The organism is Bacillus sp. 2CMS4F, from assembly GCF_023161785.1.
GTDB lineage: Bacteria > Bacillota > Bacilli > Bacillales > Bacillaceae > Bacillus > Bacillus halotolerans.
This window is the reverse complement of sequence record NZ_JALNTO010000006.1, coordinates 192,331-214,189: the sequence shown is the minus strand read 5'-3', so window position 1 is coordinate 214,189 and position 21,859 is coordinate 192,331. Positions and strand designations below refer to the sequence as shown.

Below are 21,859 nucleotides of genomic sequence, written 5' to 3'. Positions count from 1 at the left end.
TTTTTTAATTAATCTGATCCTTTATTTGTTTGTAGCGCTGATATTCTTTTATCGCCTCTTCTATTTTCCCGTTTTTGTTAAATAGCTTCAGCTTAAATTGCATAATGTTATGATCGAAAGGCTCAATTTTCTCTGCCTGCAGGCAGATGTCCATCGCTTGATGATCGTTCCTTTCACGAATGAGATAATCGATCAGTTCATAAGCCTTTCCAAGCCAAAGCTGGGCAAGACGCGCCTTTTCCGGTTCTGCCCACAGATATCCGTGCTCCGTCAGGTAATGATTTTGATAGGACATGAACATATCCATGTGCAGATGTAATGTAGCTGTATTTAGCGAGGGCGCCTCTTTTAGTGACTGTTCCCATTCCACAACATCGATTTTTGCGCCTGAGAGCCGTAGAATATACCCTGTTTCGGTCTTCTCGATTGTTTGGCTGAAAGGGATTTGGCTGATTACTTTCCGTATCTGATATATGGTAGAGTAGAGTTGGGTGCTTGCTTTTGTGACATCATAATGAGGCCAAAACAGATCGATTAATGAGTCTTTACTGACTACACGCCCTTGGTTATGAAGTAAAAAGGTGTATATTTCGCGTGCTTTAGATGTTCTCCACTTGACGGAAATGTTTGTTTTGACACCTTTTAAAATCTGATGAAACTGCAGGTTTCCAAAACATTGGATCAAATAATGCGCCTCGTTATTTTCTACAGATGCTTTAAGCATGTTATTCGTTTTGATTCGCTCAACAGTTGTTTCGAGCCGCTTGTAAATAACAGGCTTTAGCAAATAATCGATAGCATTAATCTCAAACGCCTTAATAGCAAACTCATTATAGGCCGTGATAAAAACGACTTGGATGTTCTCATTCAATGATTGAATCGCTTCAGCAAGTTCAATGCCATTTACCCCCGGCATTTCAATATCAAGAAACACCGCATCTACAGCAGCAACCTCAGGTGACTCCAGAGCTTCAATCGGATCTTGATACGCCATAATCGATTGAAAGGCGTTTGTCCGTTCAAGCAAATTTTTAAAGTGAAGCAATGCCAGGTGCTCATCATCAACAATTAACGCTTTCACAAAACATCCCCCCTATATGTAGAATCAAGATATTAGTAAATAACTTCTATTATATCATGCCAAATAGCCCCTTTAATTGGATTCTTTTTCTTTCTATTGTAGCTTTTGAAAGTTTACATTTACAATATTTATAAAAAATAGGAATGTAGAATGATCCTATTATAAAGGAGCATTGATATGAAAGAAAAATTCATTTTCATTTCGATTATTTTCGGTTATGCCGCTTTTTTTATGGCTTTTATAGCGATTGATCATTTTACTGGATCAACACTTCCTGAAGCAAAGCATGGGGTCATGAACTTGGAGAACTGGGATTTTCAGAAGGATGGGAATATACAGCTGAACGGAAAGTGGACATTATATCCAAATCAGATTTTATCGCCAAAAGAGATTGCTTCAGCAAAAGGAAAAGATCCCCTCTTCGTTGATGTCCCCAGTAATGTGAAGCTGGCCAAGCAAGGTATCAACGTGGATTACGGAACGTACAAGCTGACGATCAGATCAAAGCTAGACAATCAGGTTTTCGGGATCAGCACGTCGTTTATTTACAGTGCAAATCGCATCTATTTTAATGGACAAACCATAGGGCAAAGCGGCAGCCCCTCAAATAAGCCTGATTTTACAGCACAAAACAGACCGTATACGAGCTTTTTTTCGCTTCACAAGGGCGATAATGAACTTGTCGTACAGTTTTCGAACTTCGGAAAAACGCCGGGGTGGGGAATCGCAAAGCCGATTACCTTTGGAATCCAGGACCAAATAGTGCGTGAAAATAAAATTTCCTTTCTTAATGATACGGTCATGATTACGGCATTTTTCATTACCGGATTATATTTTCTGGGCTTTTACCTGCAAAGAAAAAAGGATAAACATTTGCTGTTTTTTTCTGTTATGTGCCTTCTGTTTTCATTCATTATTCTGATGATCGGAAAAGAGCGGATTATATTCCTCCTCTTTCCGTCCATTTCATTTTCATTGTTAAATTCAATGAGGGCAATCTCAACTGTGTTTGTCAGTATAGCGGTCTTTCTCTATCTCTATTTTGCTTACAGAGAGATTGTGTCAAAACGTTTTATTCTCATAGCCACTGTTTCTTGCGGGCTGGTCTTGATCATAGATTTTTTAACCGTTGGGTTTATCGGCCACTCCTCATACATATTACATTCTGTGCTAGCCGTTTCGACCCTGGTTTATATCACATATATTTTTACGATCGCAGCGATCCGCAAAATGGAAGGAAGCCTGTATCTGACAATCGCTTCTATATCAATGAGTGCTTTTGTCATTTTAACGACCATCTCCGCTTACACAGGAAAAACGGCTTTTTCTTTTAATTCGATCTACTCTTTGCCGACAGTCATTGCGTTGCTGGCGATTGTTCTTCTAATGGCACAGCAGTTTGCCGGTGCATTCCGCGAAAATGAAGTGCTGTCGTGGAAATTACTCAGGGTTGACCGGCTGAAGGATGAGTTTATAGCGAAGACATCGCATGAATTTAAAACACCGCTGAACAGCATTATTAATATATGCCAAACGTTGCTGGCCGGGAAAGGGAAAAGAACGATAGAAGAAGAGAAAGAAAACATGCAGCTTGTTATCCGCATGGGTTATAGGCTGTCCAATCTGGTAAATGACATCCTGGATTTAGAAAAAATAAAGCAAGGCATGCTTCAGATTCACCCGGTTCCTGTTGATATTTATACTTTAGTTTGTTCGGAAATGAATTTCTACAATCTCTTATCAAGACATAAAAACTTAAATATTAAGAATGTTATTCCAGATGATCTTCCTTTAGTGCTCACAGATGAAAACCGTTTTCGTCAAATATTGACCAATTTAGTAGACAATGCAATCAAGTATACAGCGGAGGGTCAAATCACACTTTCTGCTTCAAAGCTGAACGATAACATGATCAAGGTGACAGTTACCGATACCGGAAGCGGCATTTCCAAAGCCGATCGCCAAACCATTTTTGAGTCTTTTCAGCAAGCAGAAACGAATAAAGACGACGGAGCCGGTCTTGGCCTTAGTATTGTCAAACAGCTGGTCCAGCTCCAAAACGGAGACATTTGGGTTGAATCAGAAGAGGGAAAAGGTTCGGCGTTCCATTTCACATTGCCCGTTGTCCATCATGAATCTGTGCCCGAAACCAAAACAAGTCTTCCAGAATTACAGTCCGGGCTAGAGATGTCAGGTATCTCTTTAAGCACGCCCTATTACTCTGAGAAAATTGACGCTCCAACCATTCTGATTGTGGATGATAACATTGACAGTTTAAAAATTTTAAGCGATATGCTTGAAGGTGTCCCCTACAATGTAATTGCTGCAAAAAACGGAACGGAAGCATTAGAAGTGGTTTCTTGCACGAAGCTTGATTTAGTGATTCTGGACTTGATGATGCCGGATATGACTGGTTTCGAAGTCTGTACGAGAATTCGTGAACGATTCAGTATGGTCGATCTTCCGGTTCTCATCATTACAGCAGCCATTATCGGCCATGACAAATACAAGGCTTTTCATTCCGGAGCGAATGACATTTTGCAAAAACCTTATCATTACTCTGAATTTATGGCGCGTATCAAAAACCTGATTATGATGAAGCATACAGCAAATCAAGCCACAAGAATGGAGATGGCTTTTCTCCAGTCGCAAATTAAGCCTCATTTTCTTTACAATGTATTAAACACAATTATTTCGCTCAGTCATTTGGATATTGAAAAAGCGCGAGAGATAACAGCTGAATTCACCAACTATTTAAGAATGAGTTTTGATTTCCAAAATACATCAGCCATCAGTTCATTCAGAAACGAGCTTTCTATTATCAATTCCTATCTCTCCATAGAAAAGACGCGCTTCGGCAATCGGCTGGACATTCTTTTCGATATAGACAAAGACATTGACTTCATCCTTCCGCCTTTAATGATTCAGCCATTGGTGGAGAATGCAGTTCATCATGGCGTCAGCAAGAAAAGAGGCGGTGGATGGGTCAAGCTGACAGTTAAAAAACAAAGCGGGAATGAGTATTACATTAGAGTAGAGGACAACGGCGTCGGTATGCCTCCGGAACAACGAGAAGATCTCCTATCCTCCGATTTCGATCGCAGCGTCGGATTAAAAAATATCAACCAGCGGCTGAAACATTTTTGCGGAAGTGAATTGAAGATCAAAAGCACCCCGGATGTCGGCACCTCTGTTTCGATGCTTATTCATCTTGCTGAAACAATAGAAAGCCACGAAACATTAAACGAAGTGAAGGGTCCAGAACTGACCTGAAAGAGAACTCTCCCTTTCCAAACAAAAAGACCGCCGTTTTAAACGGCAGTCTTTTTTTATTCCGGCGATTTTATTTGCTGCTTCAGCAGGTCTCTGATTTCTTTCAGCAGCTCTTCTTGCGCATCCGCCGCTTCCGCCTCAGCCTCTTCTTCCGCTTCTTTCTTGCGCTTCAACTGATTCAAAGTCCGAATCACAATAAAAATAGAGAACGATATGATTAAGAAATTTACAATGGTTTGAATGAAGCTGCCATATTTGACGACCGCATCACCGAATGTAAAGGACAGCCCCGAAAAATCAAGCCCGCCCAGAAGCAAGCCAACTAAAGGCATAATGATATCATTAACGAGCGATGTGACGATCTTACCGAACGCGCCCCCTATTACAACACCAATCGCAAGGTCAACAATGTTCCCGCGCATGGCAAAGGTCTTAAACTCTTTCCACATACAATCACCTGCTTTTTTTTGTTTTGAAAGAAAAAAAGACAAATGTGCCGCTGCCCATCTGTCTCTTTTCACTTACTCGCCGAGGGCAAAAGTCAGTTCAACTTCGCAAACCACTTCGCCGTCAACTTGAGCCACGCCTTTTCCGCGCCCGATTGTACCGCGCGCACGTGTGATTTCAACCTCAAGGTGAAGCTGGTCACCAGGTTTCACTTGTTTTTTAAACCGGCAATTGTCAATGCCGGCAAAGAAAGCCAATCTGCCGCGGTTTTCTTCTTTAATCAGCATCGCAACAGCCCCGACTTGAGCAAGCGCTTCTACAATTAATACGCCGGGCATTACCGGATACTGTGGAAAATGTCCGTTAAAGAACTCTTCATTAGCAGTTACATTTTTATAGCCTTTCGCCCGTTTGCCCTCTTCAACTTCCGTAATCCGATCTACGAGCAAAAACGGATAGCGGTGAGGAATAATTTCTTTAATTTGCTGAGTATCAAGCATTCTCTTGACATCTCCTTCATCTGCGTTAGTATGTATAGCAATCATGTATGATCTAATCTGTACATTTGAAAAGTATATTATGAATTAACCTCTTTTTCAACCGACGCCTAAAGTGTAACCAACTGTCAATGAGAGCCGTCAAAAGTTGTGATATGATAATTATAGATTTTACCATTAGCAAAGAGGTAGGAAAATGATTTCGAAGTTTATTGAGAAAAGAATTCAAAAAATGTTAGACGAGTGGTACACCGCTATTGGCAAACGTAAAATGGATGACGCAGCAGCACTTAAAGAGAAAATCGACCAGCACCTTCCGAAACTGAAAAAGAACACAAAACTTTGGATGCGTTATCAATTGTTCTTCGCACGCCACCAGCTCCTTTTTGAAAACCAGGACGGGATGGATTCATTATTCCATGAGTTATATGAACAGGAAGACAAAATGGATGATGAATTGAAATATTATCTGCATTTTTTCTCAGGGTTATATGAAATGGTCAAAACCGCTCCGAAGCATGCGGTGAATGGTTTTAAGAAAGCTGAGCAGTATCTGCACGCGATTCAAAACGCATTTGAAGCCGCTGACTTTTATTATCAAACCGCCGGCGCCTATTACTTGATGAAATCACCGCCGCTTTCCATCCAATATGTTGAAAAAGCATTAAATATCTACTTGCATCAATTCGGCTATGTCAAAAAGGTGATCAGCTGCAAACTGCTCCTCGCTGTAAACTATATTGATCAAGAGCGCTATGATGAGGCTGAACAGCTTTTCAAAGAAATCATCAGGAAAACCCAGCAAGTAAATGACGATAATCTGCTGTGCCACGCTTACTATAATTTGGGCTTTTTAAAAGCAACCGAAAAGAAGGACCATGAAGCGCTTCTCTACTTTAAAAAGGTATTGAAGAATCATGAATTTGAAACCAATTCTCCAGTATCCTATCTGCACTGCGTGTATGAATCCGTCAGAGCCCTTTTTAAAACAGAAAAGATCTCAGAAGGAAAAGCGGTTTTGCAAAAAGGGAAAGAATTATCTGAAAAGGTAAACATTCAAACAATTCAATTGAAACTAAAAACACTTGAAGCGCTCTACACGTCTGCTGAAGATCCTTATGATACCTTGCTTGAATATGTGCTTGAATTAGAAAAAATCGAAGCTTGGGTGGATTTAGAGGTGCTTTTGGAGGACATCACGGAATACTATAAAAAAAAGGACGATTTCGAAAAAGCCGCCTTTTTTATTATGCGCGGCTGATTGAAAACGCCCATCTTTCTATTATCTGACAGAATTAATCAAACCAAGCATCTGATCACCCATTGTGATCGTTCTGCTGTTCAGCTGATAAGAACGCTGAGACGCAATCAAATCTGTCATTTGCTTAGAAATATCCACATTTGACATCTCAAGTGCACCCTGCTCCATGCCGATGTTTTGTCTGTTTGCGCCATTCAGCTCTTCAAAGGCTGCCGCATTATCAATGGAGAAAAGATTATTTCCTTCGAATTTCAGCTCTTGAGGATTGTTCACTTGGACAACCCCGAGATTAAACCGCTGCACCGTATTCCCGTTAGATGCGGTTAAGGTCCCGTTTTCATTGATCGTGATTTTTTTCATTGAGCTGTCTATGTTTACTGTATTGCCGTTTTCATCAAGCACGGGATGACCGTTGCCTGTCACGAGCTGAAGCTGGTTGGCATTATCAGCGGAAGGCGATAAATAAAGCGCTCCGTCCCTCGTATATTGGCGATTGCCATTCACGTTAACCTGGAGGTATTGGTAAGGAGACGTAAAAGCGATATCCAGATCGCGCTCCGTCTTCTTAATGCTTCCTTGATCGGATACGAGCCGTGAATTCATCATCGCTCCGACGCCAAGGCGCAAGCCGGGCGGCGTTTTTCGGGATTGTGCCACTTCTTCATTTTTTTCATCAACCTGATCGAATTGCTGTCTGACGAGCTCAGAGAAATTCGTATCCTTAGCCTTATAGCCGGTTGTGTTGCTGTTGGAAAGGTTGCTGCTGATTGTGTCAATCTGCTGCTGCAGCTGGTTTAAGGTTGTTGATGCCGTTAGCATTGACCTGAGCATAGTTGATGTCCCCCGTTTTTTCTTCCGTTATCTTATATTTTTCCGATTTCATTGGCTGCTTTGTCCATACTTTTGTCATACGCTTGAATGACCTTTTGGTTTGCTTCAAACGATCTGTACGCTTCAGTCATTTCTGTATAGGCGCTCGTTACATCAACATTCGAAAGCTCAGAAACGCCTTGTTTTAATGAATAGGATACTTGGTTATTGCCAGCCGCACTCGGCAGGTCATTTCCGTCAGCCGTGCTGTACAAATCATTGCCATCTTTTTTCAGATTTCTGACGTCCTCTGCCATTCTGACATCAATCTGTCCGGCTGTCCGTCCATTCGCAGTAACAGTACCGTTTTCAGACACAGTGAAATTTTCATTATCGACCGTAATCGGCTGTCCTGTCGTTGATAAAATGGTATTTCCGTTGATTGTCAGCTGATTGTTCTCATTTAAAGAAAACGTGCTGCTTTTGGAATAACGGACACCATTCGCCGTTTGAACCGGATAAAAAAGGGCCGCATTTTCATTTGTTTCTGCATTTACCGGAACTTGATGTTCAATCAATGTGATGTCTGTAGGCTGATCCGTCGACTTAAGGCTTCCCTGTGTGAAAAGAGGCTTAAGCTCCTGCATATATACACCGGTATTAACGGAACCGATTTCTGTTTTCGATGTGCCGGCCGGAGATTTTGCTTCAATTCTGCTGAGAAGCATCTCAGGGAACGCACGCATCGAGCCTTGTTCTGCTTTATATCCGGATGTATTTGCGTTTGCGATATTATTTGAAAGCATTTCCGTTCTGCGCTGCTGGGCAATCATTGCGGATGTTGCGGTATATAATCCTTTTAACAAGTTTTCCACCTCTAAAATGGCATTTTTTCCAGTTGTCATGTAGGAACATTCGTTCTATAATACAAATAAGTATTTTATCCTATTATCGGCATTTCTCATCAATTCGTGAAGAGTTTTCATAAAAAAACCCCATTCTTTTTCAGAATGAGGTTTGAGTGATCAGCTTAGTTTGCGTTTAGGAAGCTTGTCCATATTATCAAGCATAACACCTGTGCCGACCGCCACACAATCCATTGGATTTTCAGCGACAAGCACCGGAACCTTCAGCTCTTCAGCGAGCAGCTGGTCGAGGCCGTTTAAGAGCGCGCCTCCGCCGGTAATGATAACGCCGCGGTCAATGATATCAGCGGACAGTTCAGGCGGTGTTCTTTCAAGCACTTGTTTCGCTGCCTGCACAATAACAGCTACAGATTCACGAAGGGCTTCTTCTACTTCTTTGCTGTTTACTGTAATTGTTCTTGGAAGACCGGAAACCATGTCCCGTCCGCGAATGGAAATTTCTTCTTGACGTGCGTCTGGGAAAACTGTTGCGACTTTAATCTTAATATCTTCCGCAGTACGTTCGCCGATCAGCAGCTTGTACTCGCGTTTGATGTAATTTAAGATTTCCATGTCAAACTTGTCCCCAGCCATTTTAATAGAAGAGGAGGTGACAATATCGCCCATTGAGATGACTGCGATATCCGTCGTCCCGCCTCCGATGTCTACAACCATGTTACCGCTCGGCTGGAATATTTCCATACCCGCGCCAATAGCGGCAACTTTCGGTTCTTCTTCAAGGTACACATGTTTACCGCCGCTTTTTTCAGCAGCTTCTTTGATTGCTTTTTGCTCAACTGATGTAATATTCGTCGGGCAGCAAATAAGCATGCGCGGTTTTGAGAACAGGCCTTTTACGTTCAGCTTGTTAATAAAATGTTTCAGCATTGCTTCTGTTACTTCAAAGTCAGCAATAACTCCGTCTTTCAGCGGGCGAATCGCAACAATATTCCCAGGTGTACGTCCAACCATTCGTCTTGCCTCTTCGCCAACCGCCAGCACTTTGCCGCTGTTTTTATCAAGTGCAACTACGGAAGGTTCATTCAGAACAATTCCTTTACCTTTAACATGGATCAGTACATTTGCAGTACCGAGGTCAATACCAATATCCCTTGCAAACATCTATTTATATCCTCCTTGAAAATCTGTTTCACAGTAAATATCCACATTGTGCCCTAATTATATATATTATCATAAAATATAGAAAAAAAGTTGGAAGCACATTAAGTTCTTTACAAATTTTTGCGGATGATCTACAAACGATTTCCGGAAGACAATGCAGTTGATTTGTCCTAAGTGATTATGGCTGGCGAACGGGCTCTCCTTCAAGAATTTCATCCTTTTTATACTTGAGTTTTGTTGCTTCTCCTCCTCTTAAATGCCTGATGGATTTATGATAATCGAGTATTTCTTTCACTTCGTTTGCCAAGTCAGGATTGATTTCAGGCAGACGCTCTGTTAAATCCTTGTGTACTGTACTTTTGGAAACACCAAATTCCTTCGCAATGACACGAACGGTTTTCTTTGTCTCCACGATGTACTTTCCTATCTTGATTGTTCGCTCTTTGATGTAATCGTGCACACCACTCGACCTCCCTAAAATGGATGTGAGAAGTGTGAAATGAGATCCGTATTCTGTAAAGAGTCATTCATTATGCAGCTTCTTTGTTGTATGGTTTTAAAAGTAAGTTTGTGAAATATGCCCACGATCCCTCACCTCAAACACTCTCTTTGTTAGGTTTGTAACAGTGTATTAGCATTCTTGTGGGAATATGCTAAAAACTCAATAAGGACAAGGGGTGAAACGAACTTTTCAACTTCCGCTAATTATTTCGCGTCACTAAATTTATATCTTTACATCCTTTCATCGCTCCTGTAAAATGAAAAAAGCAATTAGTTACTTAGGTAAGTTTTTTTTAGAAGGAGACCGAAATGACCTACGTCAACAGACACCTCATTCATCAAATCAACCAAAGCGCCCGCCTGATTGCCAAAAAAGCCAATGAACAGCTGGAGCCATTCGGCCTTTACTCATCTCAATGGTCAATTTTATATTGTTTGCGTACGATCGGACCAATGACTCAAAAGGAGATTTGGTCCTATTTAAATGTGGAAGCGCCAACGGTGACCCGGACGATCAAACGCCTTGAAGAAAACGGATGGGTACAGAGACGGCAAGGTGAAGACAAACGGGAAAAACTCGTTGTCCTCACAAAAGAAGCAGAGAAAAAATACGAAGAAATCAATGTGAAAATGCTTAAATTTGAGGAAGAACTGCTTGCAGATTTCCGTGATGAAGATAAAGAAGCATTTTCTCATTTATTTCGTTTGTTTTTACAACAATGAAATAAGGAAGTGACATACATTTGAAAAAGTCTGAACCGATTTGGACCAAAGATTTTATTATGGTCGTTCTCGTGAACTTGTTTGTTTTTGTGTTCTTTTATACATTTTTAACTGTTCTGCCTATCTATATGATGCAGGAGCTGGGAGGTACTGAATCTCAGGGAGGGCTGTTGATCAGTCTGTTCCTGTTATCCGCCATTTTCACACGTCCTTTTTCAGGAGCTATTATAGAACGGTTTGGGAAAAAGAGAATGGCGATTGTATCGATGGCGATTTTTGCCCTTTCGTCTTTTCTTTACCTGCCAATCCATAACTTCTATCTGCTGCTAGGATTGCGGTTCTTCCAAGGAATCTGGTTCAGTATTTTAACCACTGTAACCGGCGCGATCGCAGCTGATATCATTCCAGTTAAACGCCGCGGCGAAGGGCTTGGATACTTTGCCATGTCTATGAACCTCGCAATGGCTATCGGTCCGTTTCTCGGATTGAGCCTGGTGAAAATTGTGCCTTTCTCTGTCTTCTTTACAATTTTTGCAGTGTTTATGATTGTCGGGCTGTTTGTTACATTACTCATTAAAGTGCCAAACAGCATCAGCAGCGGAACGACTGTATTCCGCTTCTCTCTGTCGGATATGTTTGAAAAAGGCGCGCTTAAGATTGCGATTGTAGGGTTGTTTATATCATTCTGTTATTCAACAGTTACGGCATTTTTGTCCGTTTTTGCTAAGTCTATTGATCTATTAAATGTCAGCGGCTATTTCTTTGTATGCTTTGCCGTTACGATGATGGTCGCGCGTCCGTTTACAGGCAAGCTGTTCGACAAAGTCGGACCGGGGATTGTGATTTACCCTTCAATCCTGATTTTCTCTGTCGGACTTTGCATGCTTGCCTTTACGCACAGCAGCTGGATGCTGCTATTATCCGGAGCGGTGATCGGGCTCGGATACGGCTCAATCGTGCCGTGCATGCAAACGCTGGCGATACAAAATTCACCGGCACACCGTTCAGGATTTGCGACAGCGACGTTCTTTACGTTCTTTGACAGCGGAATTGCCGCTGGATCGTATGTGTTCGGATTATTCGTTGCTTCCGCTGGCTTCTCATCTATTTACTTAACAGCGGGTCTATTCGTTCTGATTTCTCTTCTCCTCTATGCATGGAGCCAGAAAAAAACGGCTGTAGCCGAACCTGAAGGAAAAGTGTCGATTGCAGAATAGCTTGTCAGACTGCCGGAGTTTGCGGCAGTCTTTTTTTGCAGAAAAAAACGGCATTCTGCTCCGTTGAACGGAATAGAATGCCGCTTCTTTCATGATTCAATAATCGGACGCGCAGGTGAATCCGGATCTAATGTAAAATCAAAAGACTCTTCGTCACGATACATCGGATCTGCATAAATAGAACCGACATCATTTTTCGTTGCTTTTTGATAAGATGAAAATGAGTCGTATTCAGTCTTTTTCCACATCCATAAGCCGTCCTTACCTGCTTCCTTATGGTAAACGTTATGATTGACTGTATTTCCTTCATTGGCTTTAAATTCGTTGGCAATAAACAGCCTTGAATCACTTGCCGTCATGATGTTCTTTTCTATTACGTTGTTTTTTGTATCGTGCTGCAGCAATAGCTGTCCGCCATACAGCTCTTTTGTATCGTTGCGGAAAATAATGTTGTGAGCAATCACAGAACCGGTGGTGCCGCCACGCTCTTTGTCATATCCGCCGATTGAAATACCCGTGTACGCATTCTGGTACACTTTGTTGTCGGTAATGTTTATATCCTCAGCATATTTTCCTTTGTGCTCAGAGGTTGCTTCAATACCGATATCGTTTCTGTAAACCGTGTTTTTCCTTATGTCAATATGGCGTCCTCCGTCGACATATATTCCGCCCGCTGAGTACTCATCTCCATAAGCGGGATTTCCGAAAGTTGAATGATGATAGACAGTATTGTTTTCTACGACGCCGTTTCGAACATAATCGTTTTGATCTGCCGTTCCTTCATATCCGATAAGATCGATGCCAATATTGTTATTATCACGGACCAGATTGCCTGCAATCGTAAAGCCGTCAATGTTTCCGTTCAGCACAACCGCTTCACTCGCTCCGAGTGTCAGCTTTTCAACGGTATTATCCGTAATCTTAATGTCTTTCATGCTTCCCGTCCCATAAACTGCAATTCCGTGGGCATTGCCCTCATCCGCCGTTGTTTTGATATTCCGAACATGATTATCCTTAATCGTGATATGGCTGCTGGACCCAGTCACATAAATTCCCATGGCGGTTGCTTCTTCAGATGAAACAGAGAGATTCTCAATCGTTAAACCGCTGATTGTGATGTAATGTTTATTGTCTATGCGGATTAACGGCGTTTCATATTCTGCACTCGTCATCGTTTTCCCGGTAATGACTGCTTTCTCGTCCTGATAGTTTCGAAACGTGATAGGCTTCCCGTCCGCGCCGCTATGCTTCACATCAAGCGGTTCATCATACGTGCCTCCCCGGATGATTACGGTTGTTCCGGCAACAGCTTCCTTAGCGGCATGCGCCAGTGTACGAAATGGCTTTGTTTTCGTCCCTTCATTTTGATCATTGCCGTCAGGAGAAACATATAAGCAGTTCACTGAGTCTTGTTCATTTGCTGCCGTCTTATCATAGGTTAAAGCGATAATAACAGCAGTTAATACGGCTGCCGCAGAAATAAAAAATATTTTCATATTGGATTCTCATTTCTATTTAGTATGGATTTTCTTATATCATTATAAGTTATCCATTTATGGAAAACCATCTCAACTTTCACCTGCATAAGTTCTTATTCGGCTCGACGCACCTGCCCAGAATCATACTTTCCAATAGCCGATGATACCGGCGGGTGAATCCGCATCAGAGCAATATAGACAAGAAATGATGTCAGCACACCTACAAACCATGAGATGTCATATAAGCCTTTTAATGCGGGGACATACATTCCGATTAATGAGATCAGTGCGCCTAAAAGCGTGGCTGCGAATGCCCGGTAGTTATACCCTTTAAAATACACATACCGTCCGGTTTCGGAATAAAGGTCATCAACCGAAAGCTCCTGCTTGCGAATAATAAAGTAATCAGCCATCATGACGCCCGCCACCGGACCGAGCATGCCGCCGATTAAAGCGAGAAACGCATAAACGCTGGTTGCGCTCCATGAGCTTCCACGGAACCGTAAATAAAGCGAGCAGGGCTGTAATAAAGCTGCCTCGTTTAAAATTAATATATTTCGGCAAAGCATTCGCAATATCATAAGCCGGAGAGACGATGTTTGCTGCGACATTAACTGATATGGTGGCAATACAGAGTGTAATCACAGATAATACGATGACATAAGGATTATCAAATCTCGCCAAAATATCAACCACGTCCCAAATTGGCTCGCCGAAAGCAACCTGCGAACCGGAGGTCACCGTAATACTGGCAAACGCAAATAATGCGAAGGTTCCCGGCAAGCCGTAAAACTGGCCTTTAATCTGCTCTTTTTGCGTTTCAGCAAACCGTGTAAAATCAGGTATATTTAAAATTAACGTCGCCCAGATGCCGATAATGCCGGTGACCCCTGCAGCAAACGGCCAAAATGTTTCTGAAAACGTATGAAATTTTCCAGGTTGCGAATAGATCGGCCCGAGTCCTCCGGCTATATCGACCGCCCACCATACCATGCCGCCAAACACCACATATACTAAAGGACCTGCCCATACCTCGAAACGCTTAATCGATTCCATGCCGTGATGCAATACGAGTAAATGCACAGCCCAAAAGAATACGAAAGAGAGGAAACCAGACAAGTGGATACCCAGAATATTCCACTCCCCGCCAATCTCTCCCCAGCCGGGCCACATATTTAACAGCAAAATGTTCAGCGCCGTGCTTCCGGCAAAGGTTTGAATGCCAAGCCACATAATGGCCGTAAAAGCCCTCAGAAGCGCCGGAATGTTTGCGCCGTAAATTCCATATGAAGCCCGGATAATCACAGGAAACGGCAGCCCGTATTTTGTCCCTGCATGCCCGTTTAAGGCGAGTGCGCCAAACAAAATAAGCGAGGCCGTAATAATGATCGCCATCACCTGCCACGGTGAAAGCCCGATTGCAATTAATCCGCCCACTGTCGCGTAGGTCGGTATATTATGTATGCACCCCATCCAAATCGAGGCAAAGTTCATTGCTTTCCAAGTGCGTTTTTCCTGCCCTAAAGGCAGCAGATCCTCATTGCTCAGCCTGTTTGATTGCTGCTGACTCTCTTTTAACTCCATAGCCGGCTCCCCTTTCAGTATTGTCTATCTTCCGTTATATGTATTGTTTCCTAACATCATATGTTACGTAATATAACTTAAGAGTCAGACAAATACATTGGCTATGGTACACAATCCTTTTATTCATTTTTGAGCATTCTAAACAAGAAAAAGAGACAGACTCGCATATCTGTCTCTTTTCTCATGATCTTGTTTTCATTAAGGCCGTGAATCTCAAAGCCATGAAGAGACTCAATGCGCCTACAGCAATAAGGATCATTCCCATGATATCAAAATGAGCCGCTGTAATCTCTTTACCGAACAGGAGGCCCAGAATCACAGAGGATAAAATTGAGCCGAGGTAACGGCACGTTTGGAACAGGCCCGAGGTCGTTCCCACCATGTCTGAAGGGCTCGTTTTCAGCATCGCCGCCTGAAGCGCCACGTTTCCAAGTCCGTAACCGATGCCGAGCAGCGACAGGATCAAGCCTTTCCCGATGACCGGAACGCTGATAAAAAAGACCGTTAAGAGTACAGCGCCGGCCGTCATCAGAAGCGCCCCCGCCAAAATCGGCTTGATGACTCCCGATCGGTCAATCCACTTGCCTGTAATGGGTGATACAGCGATGCTCATTCCTGACATGAACAGCATAAACAGACCGCTCGTTTGGACAGAAAGATGCATTTCATCCTGAAAATAACTCGGCAGGCCGAAAAATAAACAGTAGAAGAATACATTGAGTAAAATAAACTGAACGTATACCGCTGACAGGCTTCGCTGCGTTTTAAACAAACGGACATCAATAAACGGCTTATCCGTTTTCAGCTCACGCCAGATAAATGCGACAAGCAGAATGATACCAATCACACCTTCTGACGCATGCGGGGATGTGCTGAATGAAAGCAAAAAGGACAAAAGCAAAATAATCCCTCCGGCAAACAAAAGGATTCCCGGAACATCAAGCTGCCGGATAACCGCTCTGATCCCCACCCCTTTTTTCTGATCCTTCGGGAACATGTACATCCCCAATAGGAAGCTGAGGATAATAAACGGCAGATTGACGATAAAAATCGCCGGCCAGCCGCCCCACACAATCAAAAAGCCGCCAACTGTAGGCCCCAGCGCCGTCATTGCAGACGCAAATATAGAAAGCACCGCCAAGGCTGAAGCCTGACGCTCATGTATGTGACTTCGTATCAGCCCGACTCCCGACGGATAAATCGCACTGCTCCCCACCGATTGAAACAGCCGCATGACCAATAATGTCATAAAGGTTGGCGCAAACGGCGCCCCGATGGCAGAAACCGCCACAAGAATAAGCCCGAATAAAAACAAACTTTTGCGCCCAATCAAATCGCCAAGCTTTCCCGTCACGGGCTGGGCCACAGCACTCGCCAAATAGAACGAGGAGATCAGCCAGGAAACCGTTGTAAATGACAGGTGAAACTCATGCTGGATGCTGTGGAGCGCCAGAGAAATCATAGACGAGTTCAACGGATTCAGCATCGTTCCTGAAGCTACCGCCGTTAAAAAGACAGCACGGCTCTTTTTTGATATTTTCATTTCACTTGTGATAAAAATTCTTCTGTTGTCCGCGATTTACCGATTCTCGGAAAAATAAAACGCAGTGTGGCTTCATGCTCTTCCTCACTGAACGTGGACATCGCGTCAGTAATAAAAATCTGCTGATAGCCAAGCTGAAAGGCCTCGCGAGCCGTACTTTCCACTCCGATATTTGTGGCAATGCCGCACAGTACAATGGTATCAATGCCGCGGCGTCTCAGCTGCAAATCTAAGTCCGTGCCAAAAAATGCGCCCCACTGGCGTTTGGTCACTGTGTAATCTCCGTCCTGCACACCGATTTCCGGAACAAATTCCGCCCAATCCGCCGGCATTTCACCTGAACCTCCCTGCGCCTGTTCATCCGTTTCCGGCTTTAGCGCATCCGCTCCGTCATGGAAGGCTACATTCACAAAGCTGATAAAGCCGTTATGTTTCCGGAATTCATCAACAAGCTTTTTCGCATTCGGGACAACCTGTCCGCTTTTATCTATTGGCACGATTCCTTTTTGCAGATCAATGATAACCAATGCTGTGTTTTGAAAATCAATGTTAAGTGTGTTCATTTGCGTTTCCTCCTGATGCTGTTAGTGTTTCTCGCATTCCATATTTTACTCTTCACTTCACATGAATTCTTGCAAGACGCTTGTGAAATTCTCAGGAGAATCGCTTAACTCACGATTTTTCTTTTATATAAAAATAAAAGGTGGTGCATACAAACATACCGGCAAGCACTGTGATCATAAAAGTTGTCATAGCTTCGTCACCTACCTGCCGTTAATCGGCTGCTGATTAAACATGCCCATAAATTTGCGGCGGTCAATCCAAAGCAGAATCAAACACATGATCATTAATATCGTACTGAGATCCTGCACGCCAATATCAAAACAATAGTTAATCATGACGATGTTCACAATAATCGGCATAAATACAACGGCGCCTAACGCAGATGTTCTTGGAATCAACAGCAAAACTGCAGCAATGATTTCTCCAAAGCCTATAAATACTTCATAGACATGAGAATAACCAAAAAATGTCCACGCAATTGTAAATCCCTTTCCCTTTCCCACCGCAGCTGCAATTTCAGGTGTTACTCCCCCAAACTGCCCTATGACCACTTTCGCCAGGCCGTACACAACAAAATTAAAGGCCAAAAACAACCGGAATGTCGCCGGAATGGACTTTCTTAACGCTCTCAGCAGCCTGCTGCCTTTATTCATATCGCATCCCCCTTAGTGTATTATATTAACTAGTACACTTAATACACTATACATAATTCTATTTATTGTCAATTCCCTTTTTTCTCATAAAAACAGAATTATTTTATAGACATAAAGTCTTGTATGGCAAATAGCGTTTTTTCTTTCTTCGCCCGCATCGATAACACACACTAAAAAAACATGTCAGGAAATCTCACATGAAAATGTTTTATCATTCTTTTTTCTCTATAATGAAGAAATATAATAATTGCTTTTATTCTGAAAGATACGGAGGAATGAGACATGCAAATGGGCGATACAGTATTTATGTTCTTTTGCGCTTTACTCGTGTGGCTGATGACCCCGGGGTTAGCGTTATTTTATGGAGGAATGGTAAAAAGCAAAAATGTGCTGAGTACAGCAATGCACAGTTTCTCTTCCATTGCCATCGTTTCCATCGTTTGGGTGCTGTTCGGATATACACTTGCCTTCGCACCAGGCAATTCAATCATTGGCGGACTGGAGTGGGCCGGTCTGAAAGGGGTCGGATTTGATCCGGGTGATTACAGCGACACGATTCCCCATTCATTATTTATGATGTTTCAAATGACGTTCGCGGTTCTGACAACCGCCATCATTTCCGGGGCTTTCGCAGAACGGATGCGATTCGGCGCTTTTCTTTTATTCTCGGTTTTATGGGCTTCATTGGTTTACACACCGGTTGCTCACTGGGTATGGGGCGGCGGCTGGATCGGCCAGCTTGGCGCACTTGATTTCGCGGGCGGAAACGTTGTTCATATTTCCTCCGGGGTGGCTGGCCTTGTTCTGGCTATCGTGCTCGGCAAACGGAAAGACGGCACAGCGTCTTCTCCGCATAACCTCATTTACACCTTCTTGGGAGGCGCCCTGATTTGGTTCGGCTGGTTCGGTTTTAACGTCGGCAGCGCCCTGACATTAAACGATGTGGCCATGTACGCCTTTATTAATACAAACACGGCAGCTGCAGCGGGGATTGCCGGCTGGATATTGGTTGAATGGATCATCAACAAAAAACCGACGATGCTCGGCGCGGTATCAGGAGCAATCGCAGGGCTTGTGGCCATCACGCCGGCGGCCGGGTTTGTCACACCGTTTTCTTCTATTATCATTGGCATCATCGGCGGAGCGGTTTGTTTCTGGGGGGTCTTCTCGCTTAAACAGAAATTCGGGTATGATGACGCGCTTGACGCCTTTGGCCTGCACGGCATCGGCGGCACATGGGGCGGCATCGCGACGGGATTGTTCGCAACAACTTCAGTCAACTCCGCTGGTGCAGACGGTTTATTCTACGGGGATGCAAGTTTAATATGGAAACAAATCGTAGCGATCGCTGCCACTTATGTTTTTGTATTTATTGTCACTTTCGTTATTATTAAAATAGTAGGCCTCTTCCTTCCCCTTCGCGCAACCGAAGAAGAAGAATCCCTTGGGCTTGACTTAACAATGCACGGGGAAAAAGCATATCAAGATTCTATGTGAGGAGTGACGTTATGAGCGGTCAAATGTTCAAGGTAGAAATTGTAACGCGTCCGGCAAATTTTGAAAAGCTGAAGCAGGAACTCGGAAAAATCGGAGTCACCTCTCTGACCTTCTCCAATGTTCACGGCTGCGGGCTTCAAAAAGCACATACGGAGCTTTATCGAGGGGTAAAAATCGAAAGCAATGTATATGAACGGTTAAAAATCGAAATTGTGGTCAGCAAGGTTCCTGTTGATCAAGTAACTGAGACCGCTAAGAGGGTTCTGAAAACGGGATCACCGGGTGACGGTAAAATCTTTGTCTATGAAATCGGCAATACAATTAATATCCGCACCGGCGAAGAAGGGCCTGAAGCGCTGTAATATCGTTAAGAGATTCGGACACTCCGGATCTCTTTTTTCGCGCGGAGAAAAAACCCCCAGAAACCGTGATCACCATTCGAATCCTCTTCAAGCGCCATGATTTGAGACAATCTATCTTTTATTTGAAACTTTTCCTGAGTAAGATGAGTCTACTTAATATAAAAATGTAAAAGGTGATTATTTGAATTACGAAATATTTAAAGCTATCCATGGATTATCTCATCACAATTCTGTTCTCGATTCCATTATGGTTTTCATAACGGAATACGCGATCGTTGCCTATGCGCTTATCTTATTGGTGATGTGGCTGTTCGGGAACACACAAAGCAGAAAGAACGTGCTTTACGCAGGAATTACGGGAATTGCGGGTCTTGTGATCAATTACTTGATTACACAAGTTTATGTTGAACCGCGCCCTTTCGTCGCTCACACGGTTCATACGCTGATCCCGCACGATGCGGATGCTTCTTTTCCGAGTGATCACACAACGGGAGCGCTAGCCATTTCGATCGCAATGCTTTTCAGAAACCGTAAAATCGGCTGGCCGCTCGTCATCTTCGGGCTTTTGACCGGTTTTTCACGAATTTGGGTGGGACATCACTATCCGGTAGATGTGTTGGGCAGCCTTGTTGTCGCGATCATTATCGGGTTCCTGTTCTTTAGATTTTCAGATCTTCTTCGCCCGTTCGTTGATTTCATCGTTCGAATCTATGAAGCGATTATCAACAAGATTACGAAAAAACCAACCGATCAAAATTTCTAAGCAAAAAAGCCGGCCTCTGAATGCAGAGCGCCGGCTTTAATATTTTTCATACACCTCATGTTTTTTCCGCTTTGCGATAACAAATAATCCAAGAAACAGGGCAATCCCAACACTGTCAATGAGCACATCCCGGATACAGCCGTTTCTGCTGAAGAAAAGCTGAATGATTTCCGTAAAAACGGCAAACACGAATGCTCCGGCCGAGACCCATTTTATACAGCTCCATTTCTTCCAGAGCAAATATGTCAGCACAAAAAAAGAAAACGCGTGCCCGATTTTTTGAATAACAGCTTCGGGCGTAGTCAGCTGAGTAAAATCCATGTCTAAAAAACGGTTTAGATCAGGATGCGGATGAAAGTGAAATGCCACTTTCTGCGACACCACCATATCACTGAAGCTTTCTGTACAGACAGAGAGTAAAATGAAGAAGATCCAGCCTGCGAGTAATAGACGATGCATAAAAACAGCCTCCTTTCCAGCGGCATCTTGTGCATGTAAATACATAGACGGCACAATAAACAAAAAGTAACAAAAAAAAACGCCTATCACACCGATAGACGTTTTCTTCATTAGGACTGTTCAGTGCCTTCTGTTGTGCTGCTTTCTTTGGAACCTGATTTGTCAGTTGAATCATCCGTTTTGTCCTCGGATTTTTCGTCAGTTCCTTTTTCAGTCGAACCATCCTTTTTTTCTGATGATTGCTGAATGGATTCTTCTGTTTCCTCAGTTGCAGCTTTTTCTTCTGCAGCTGCCGCTTTTTCAATAGAAGAAACCGGCTTGTCCATAAAGTTCAGCGGGTTCATAGCAACTCCGTCTTTACGGATTTCAAAGTGTACGTGGTTGCCGCTTTCTTCGCTGTAAAGGTTCTTGCCAGACTTTCCGATGACCTGGTTTTGCTTCACCTTATCGCCTTGCTCAACACCTACTTCAGAAAGTGATTGATACACAGTAGATAACCCATCAGCATGTTCGATTTCCACAACATATCCCAGCACTGGATCTTTTTCAGCTTTCACAACCGTACCGCTTAGAGAAGCAGAAACATCGAAATCTTTTCCGTCTTTCTCAGCTAAGTCAATTCCTTTGCTTAGGCTGTACGTGTTATTATAGGTAACGAGTGCTGCTTCTTTTTCTTCTTTTGCGGCATCAGTTTCATAGAACTTTTTCACAACAGAAACATTTTCAGAATCAACAACCGGCATTGCGACATTTTCCATAGACTTTCCTACTTCAACTGCATCGTCGTTGTTGTCATACGCGGAGCTTCCGCCGTTATCAGCTAACTGATCCTTTACCTCATCATTTGATACAGATTGATACCAAAGGACAGCTGTTAAAATGACGGCCGCACTGACTAAGTAAATTGCAGGGAACACCCAGCGTTTACGAAAAAACTGCTGAAGTTTTTTGACTTGAGAAGTTTTCTTTTCTTCCTCTCTCATTGTTTCATCACCTCAGCAACATTCTGAACACTTTTCTGAAAATATATACACCGATATAAAAAACTTTTTTAGATATAGTTTGTGCAGGCTGATAAGAAAGTATGTAATTTTTTTTTGAGAGGAGAACCAAATACGT

The 21,859-nt window shown here is 43.1% G+C and carries 21 protein-coding genes and 2 pseudogenes; 8 read left to right on the top strand and 15 right to left on the bottom strand.

Annotated features, from left to right (window positions below; genetic code table 11):
- Positions 1-4: 4 nt before the first annotated feature.
- Complete coding sequence (locus MTN95_RS11585) at positions 5-1,081, bottom strand: response regulator (protein ID WP_248338209.1); 1,077 nt, start codon at positions 1,079-1,081, stop codon at positions 5-7.
- A gap of 177 nt (positions 1,082-1,258) precedes the next feature.
- On the opposite strand from MTN95_RS11585, the pseudogene MTN95_RS11580 reads away from it, so the two are divergent.
- Together MTN95_RS11580 and MTN95_RS11575 are read left to right on the top strand one after the other, a co-directional pair.
- Positions 1,259-3,145 (top strand): annotated as a pseudogene (locus tag MTN95_RS11580) (sensor histidine kinase); the annotation flags it as partial.
- 123 nt (positions 3,146-3,268) lie between these two features.
- Positions 3,269-4,354 carry a response regulator gene (locus MTN95_RS11575; RefSeq protein WP_312842976.1) on the top strand — a complete coding sequence of 362 codons (1,086 nt, stop codon included), beginning with the start codon at positions 3,269-3,271 and terminating at the stop codon, positions 4,352-4,354.
- A 56-nt stretch (positions 4,355-4,410) separates the two neighbouring features.
- On the opposite strand, the gene mscL is transcribed toward MTN95_RS11575, so the two are convergent.
- Positions 4,411-4,803 carry a large conductance mechanosensitive channel protein MscL gene (mscL, locus tag MTN95_RS11570; RefSeq protein ID WP_105954080.1) on the bottom strand — a complete coding sequence of 131 codons (393 nt, stop codon included), beginning with the start codon at positions 4,801-4,803 and terminating at the stop codon, positions 4,411-4,413.
- Between the two features lie 72 nt (positions 4,804-4,875).
- Positions 4,876-5,301: a 3-hydroxyacyl-ACP dehydratase FabZ gene (gene fabZ, locus MTN95_RS11565; protein WP_105954081.1), complete on the bottom strand. Its 426-nt coding sequence runs from the start codon at positions 5,299-5,301 to the stop codon at positions 4,876-4,878.
- 193 nt (positions 5,302-5,494) lie between these two features.
- Here fabZ and rapD point away from each other — a divergent pair, with 193 nt between their 5' ends.
- The gene (gene rapD, locus MTN95_RS11560) at positions 5,495-6,559 is read left to right on the top strand and encodes an aspartate phosphatase RapD (RefSeq protein WP_213418070.1); all 1,065 of its coding nucleotides are present in this window, start codon (positions 5,495-5,497) and stop codon (positions 6,557-6,559) included.
- A gap of 21 nt (positions 6,560-6,580) precedes the next feature.
- On the opposite strand, the gene MTN95_RS11555 is transcribed toward rapD, so the two are convergent.
- From MTN95_RS11555 to MTN95_RS11535, 5 genes are all read right to left on the bottom strand, one after another.
- Positions 6,581-7,390 (bottom strand): flagellar hook-basal body complex protein FlhP, encoded by an 810-nt coding sequence (locus MTN95_RS11555; RefSeq protein ID WP_248338208.1) that lies wholly within the window; start codon positions 7,388-7,390, stop codon positions 6,581-6,583.
- A gap of 32 nt (positions 7,391-7,422) precedes the next feature.
- Positions 7,423-8,235: a flagellar hook-basal body complex protein FlhO gene (locus tag MTN95_RS11550; protein ID WP_105990828.1), complete on the bottom strand. Its 813-nt coding sequence runs from the start codon at positions 8,233-8,235 to the stop codon at positions 7,423-7,425.
- A 159-nt stretch (positions 8,236-8,394) separates the two neighbouring features.
- On the bottom strand, positions 8,395-9,396 hold the full coding sequence (gene mbl / locus MTN95_RS11545; RefSeq protein WP_014115458.1) for a cell shape-determining protein Mbl: 1,002 nt from the start codon (positions 9,394-9,396) through the stop codon (positions 8,395-8,397).
- Positions 9,397-9,574: 178 nt separating this feature from the next.
- Positions 9,575-9,856: a sporulation transcriptional regulator SpoIIID gene (gene spoIIID / locus MTN95_RS11540; protein ID WP_010332180.1), complete on the bottom strand. Its 282-nt coding sequence runs from the start codon at positions 9,854-9,856 to the stop codon at positions 9,575-9,577.
- Between the two features lie 14 nt (positions 9,857-9,870).
- Complete coding sequence (locus MTN95_RS11535; protein WP_082687840.1) at positions 9,871-9,981, bottom strand: protein usd; 111 nt, start codon at positions 9,979-9,981, stop codon at positions 9,871-9,873.
- Between the two features lie 225 nt (positions 9,982-10,206).
- Between MTN95_RS11535 and MTN95_RS11530 the strand changes: the two genes are divergently transcribed.
- Positions 10,207-10,620 carry a MarR family winged helix-turn-helix transcriptional regulator gene (locus MTN95_RS11530; RefSeq protein ID WP_044159667.1) on the top strand — a complete coding sequence of 138 codons (414 nt, stop codon included), beginning with the start codon at positions 10,207-10,209 and terminating at the stop codon, positions 10,618-10,620.
- 20 nt (positions 10,621-10,640) lie between these two features.
- A complete protein-coding gene (locus tag MTN95_RS11525) occupies positions 10,641-11,837 on the top strand; it encodes an MFS transporter (protein WP_044159669.1) in 1,197 nt (398 codons plus the stop codon).
- An 89-nt stretch (positions 11,838-11,926) separates the two neighbouring features.
- Here the strand turns inward: MTN95_RS11525 and MTN95_RS11520 are convergent, their stop codons facing one another.
- The 5 genes and pseudogenes from MTN95_RS11520 to MTN95_RS11500 form a co-directional block, all read right to left on the bottom strand.
- Complete coding sequence (locus MTN95_RS11520) at positions 11,927-13,333, bottom strand: right-handed parallel beta-helix repeat-containing protein (RefSeq protein ID WP_248338207.1); 1,407 nt, start codon at positions 13,331-13,333, stop codon at positions 11,927-11,929.
- A gap of 95 nt (positions 13,334-13,428) precedes the next feature.
- Positions 13,429-14,899: pseudogene (gene pucI / locus MTN95_RS11515) on the bottom strand (allantoin permease).
- 181 nt (positions 14,900-15,080) lie between these two features.
- Positions 15,081-16,442: an MFS transporter gene (locus MTN95_RS11510; RefSeq protein WP_248338206.1), complete on the bottom strand. Its 1,362-nt coding sequence runs from the start codon at positions 16,440-16,442 to the stop codon at positions 15,081-15,083.
- Complete coding sequence (locus tag MTN95_RS11505; RefSeq protein ID WP_044159675.1) at positions 16,439-17,005, bottom strand: hydrolase; 567 nt, start codon at positions 17,003-17,005, stop codon at positions 16,439-16,441. The genes MTN95_RS11510 and MTN95_RS11505 overlap by 4 nt, the downstream gene beginning before the upstream one ends.
- A gap of 201 nt (positions 17,006-17,206) precedes the next feature.
- Positions 17,207-17,659, bottom strand: coding sequence for a hypothetical protein (locus MTN95_RS11500; RefSeq protein WP_248338205.1), 453 nt, complete (start codon positions 17,657-17,659; stop codon positions 17,207-17,209).
- Between the two features lie 282 nt (positions 17,660-17,941).
- Between MTN95_RS11500 and amtB the strand changes: the two genes are divergently transcribed.
- The 3 genes from amtB to bcrC all read left to right on the top strand — a co-directional run bounded on the left by amtB (position 17,942) and on the right by bcrC (position 20,281).
- Positions 17,942-19,156, top strand: a complete 1,215-nt coding sequence (gene amtB / locus MTN95_RS11495) for an ammonium transporter AmtB (protein ID WP_059335124.1) — start codon at positions 17,942-17,944, stop codon at positions 19,154-19,156.
- An 11-nt stretch (positions 19,157-19,167) separates the two neighbouring features.
- The gene (locus tag MTN95_RS11490) at positions 19,168-19,518 is read left to right on the top strand and encodes a P-II family nitrogen regulator (RefSeq protein ID WP_010332189.1); all 351 of its coding nucleotides are present in this window, start codon (positions 19,168-19,170) and stop codon (positions 19,516-19,518) included.
- 181 nt (positions 19,519-19,699) lie between these two features.
- Positions 19,700-20,281, top strand: a complete 582-nt coding sequence (gene bcrC / locus MTN95_RS11485; protein WP_105954088.1) for an undecaprenyl-diphosphate phosphatase BcrC — start codon at positions 19,700-19,702, stop codon at positions 20,279-20,281.
- A gap of 36 nt (positions 20,282-20,317) precedes the next feature.
- On the opposite strand, the gene MTN95_RS11480 is transcribed toward bcrC, so the two are convergent.
- A complete protein-coding gene (locus tag MTN95_RS11480; protein ID WP_248338203.1) occupies positions 20,318-20,740 on the bottom strand; it encodes a VanZ family protein in 423 nt (140 codons plus the stop codon).
- Between the two features lie 110 nt (positions 20,741-20,850).
- Positions 20,851-21,723, bottom strand: coding sequence for a stage II sporulation protein SpoIIQ (gene spoIIQ / locus MTN95_RS11475; protein WP_024123130.1), 873 nt, complete (start codon positions 21,721-21,723; stop codon positions 20,851-20,853).
- Positions 21,724-21,859 lie beyond the last annotated feature (136 nt).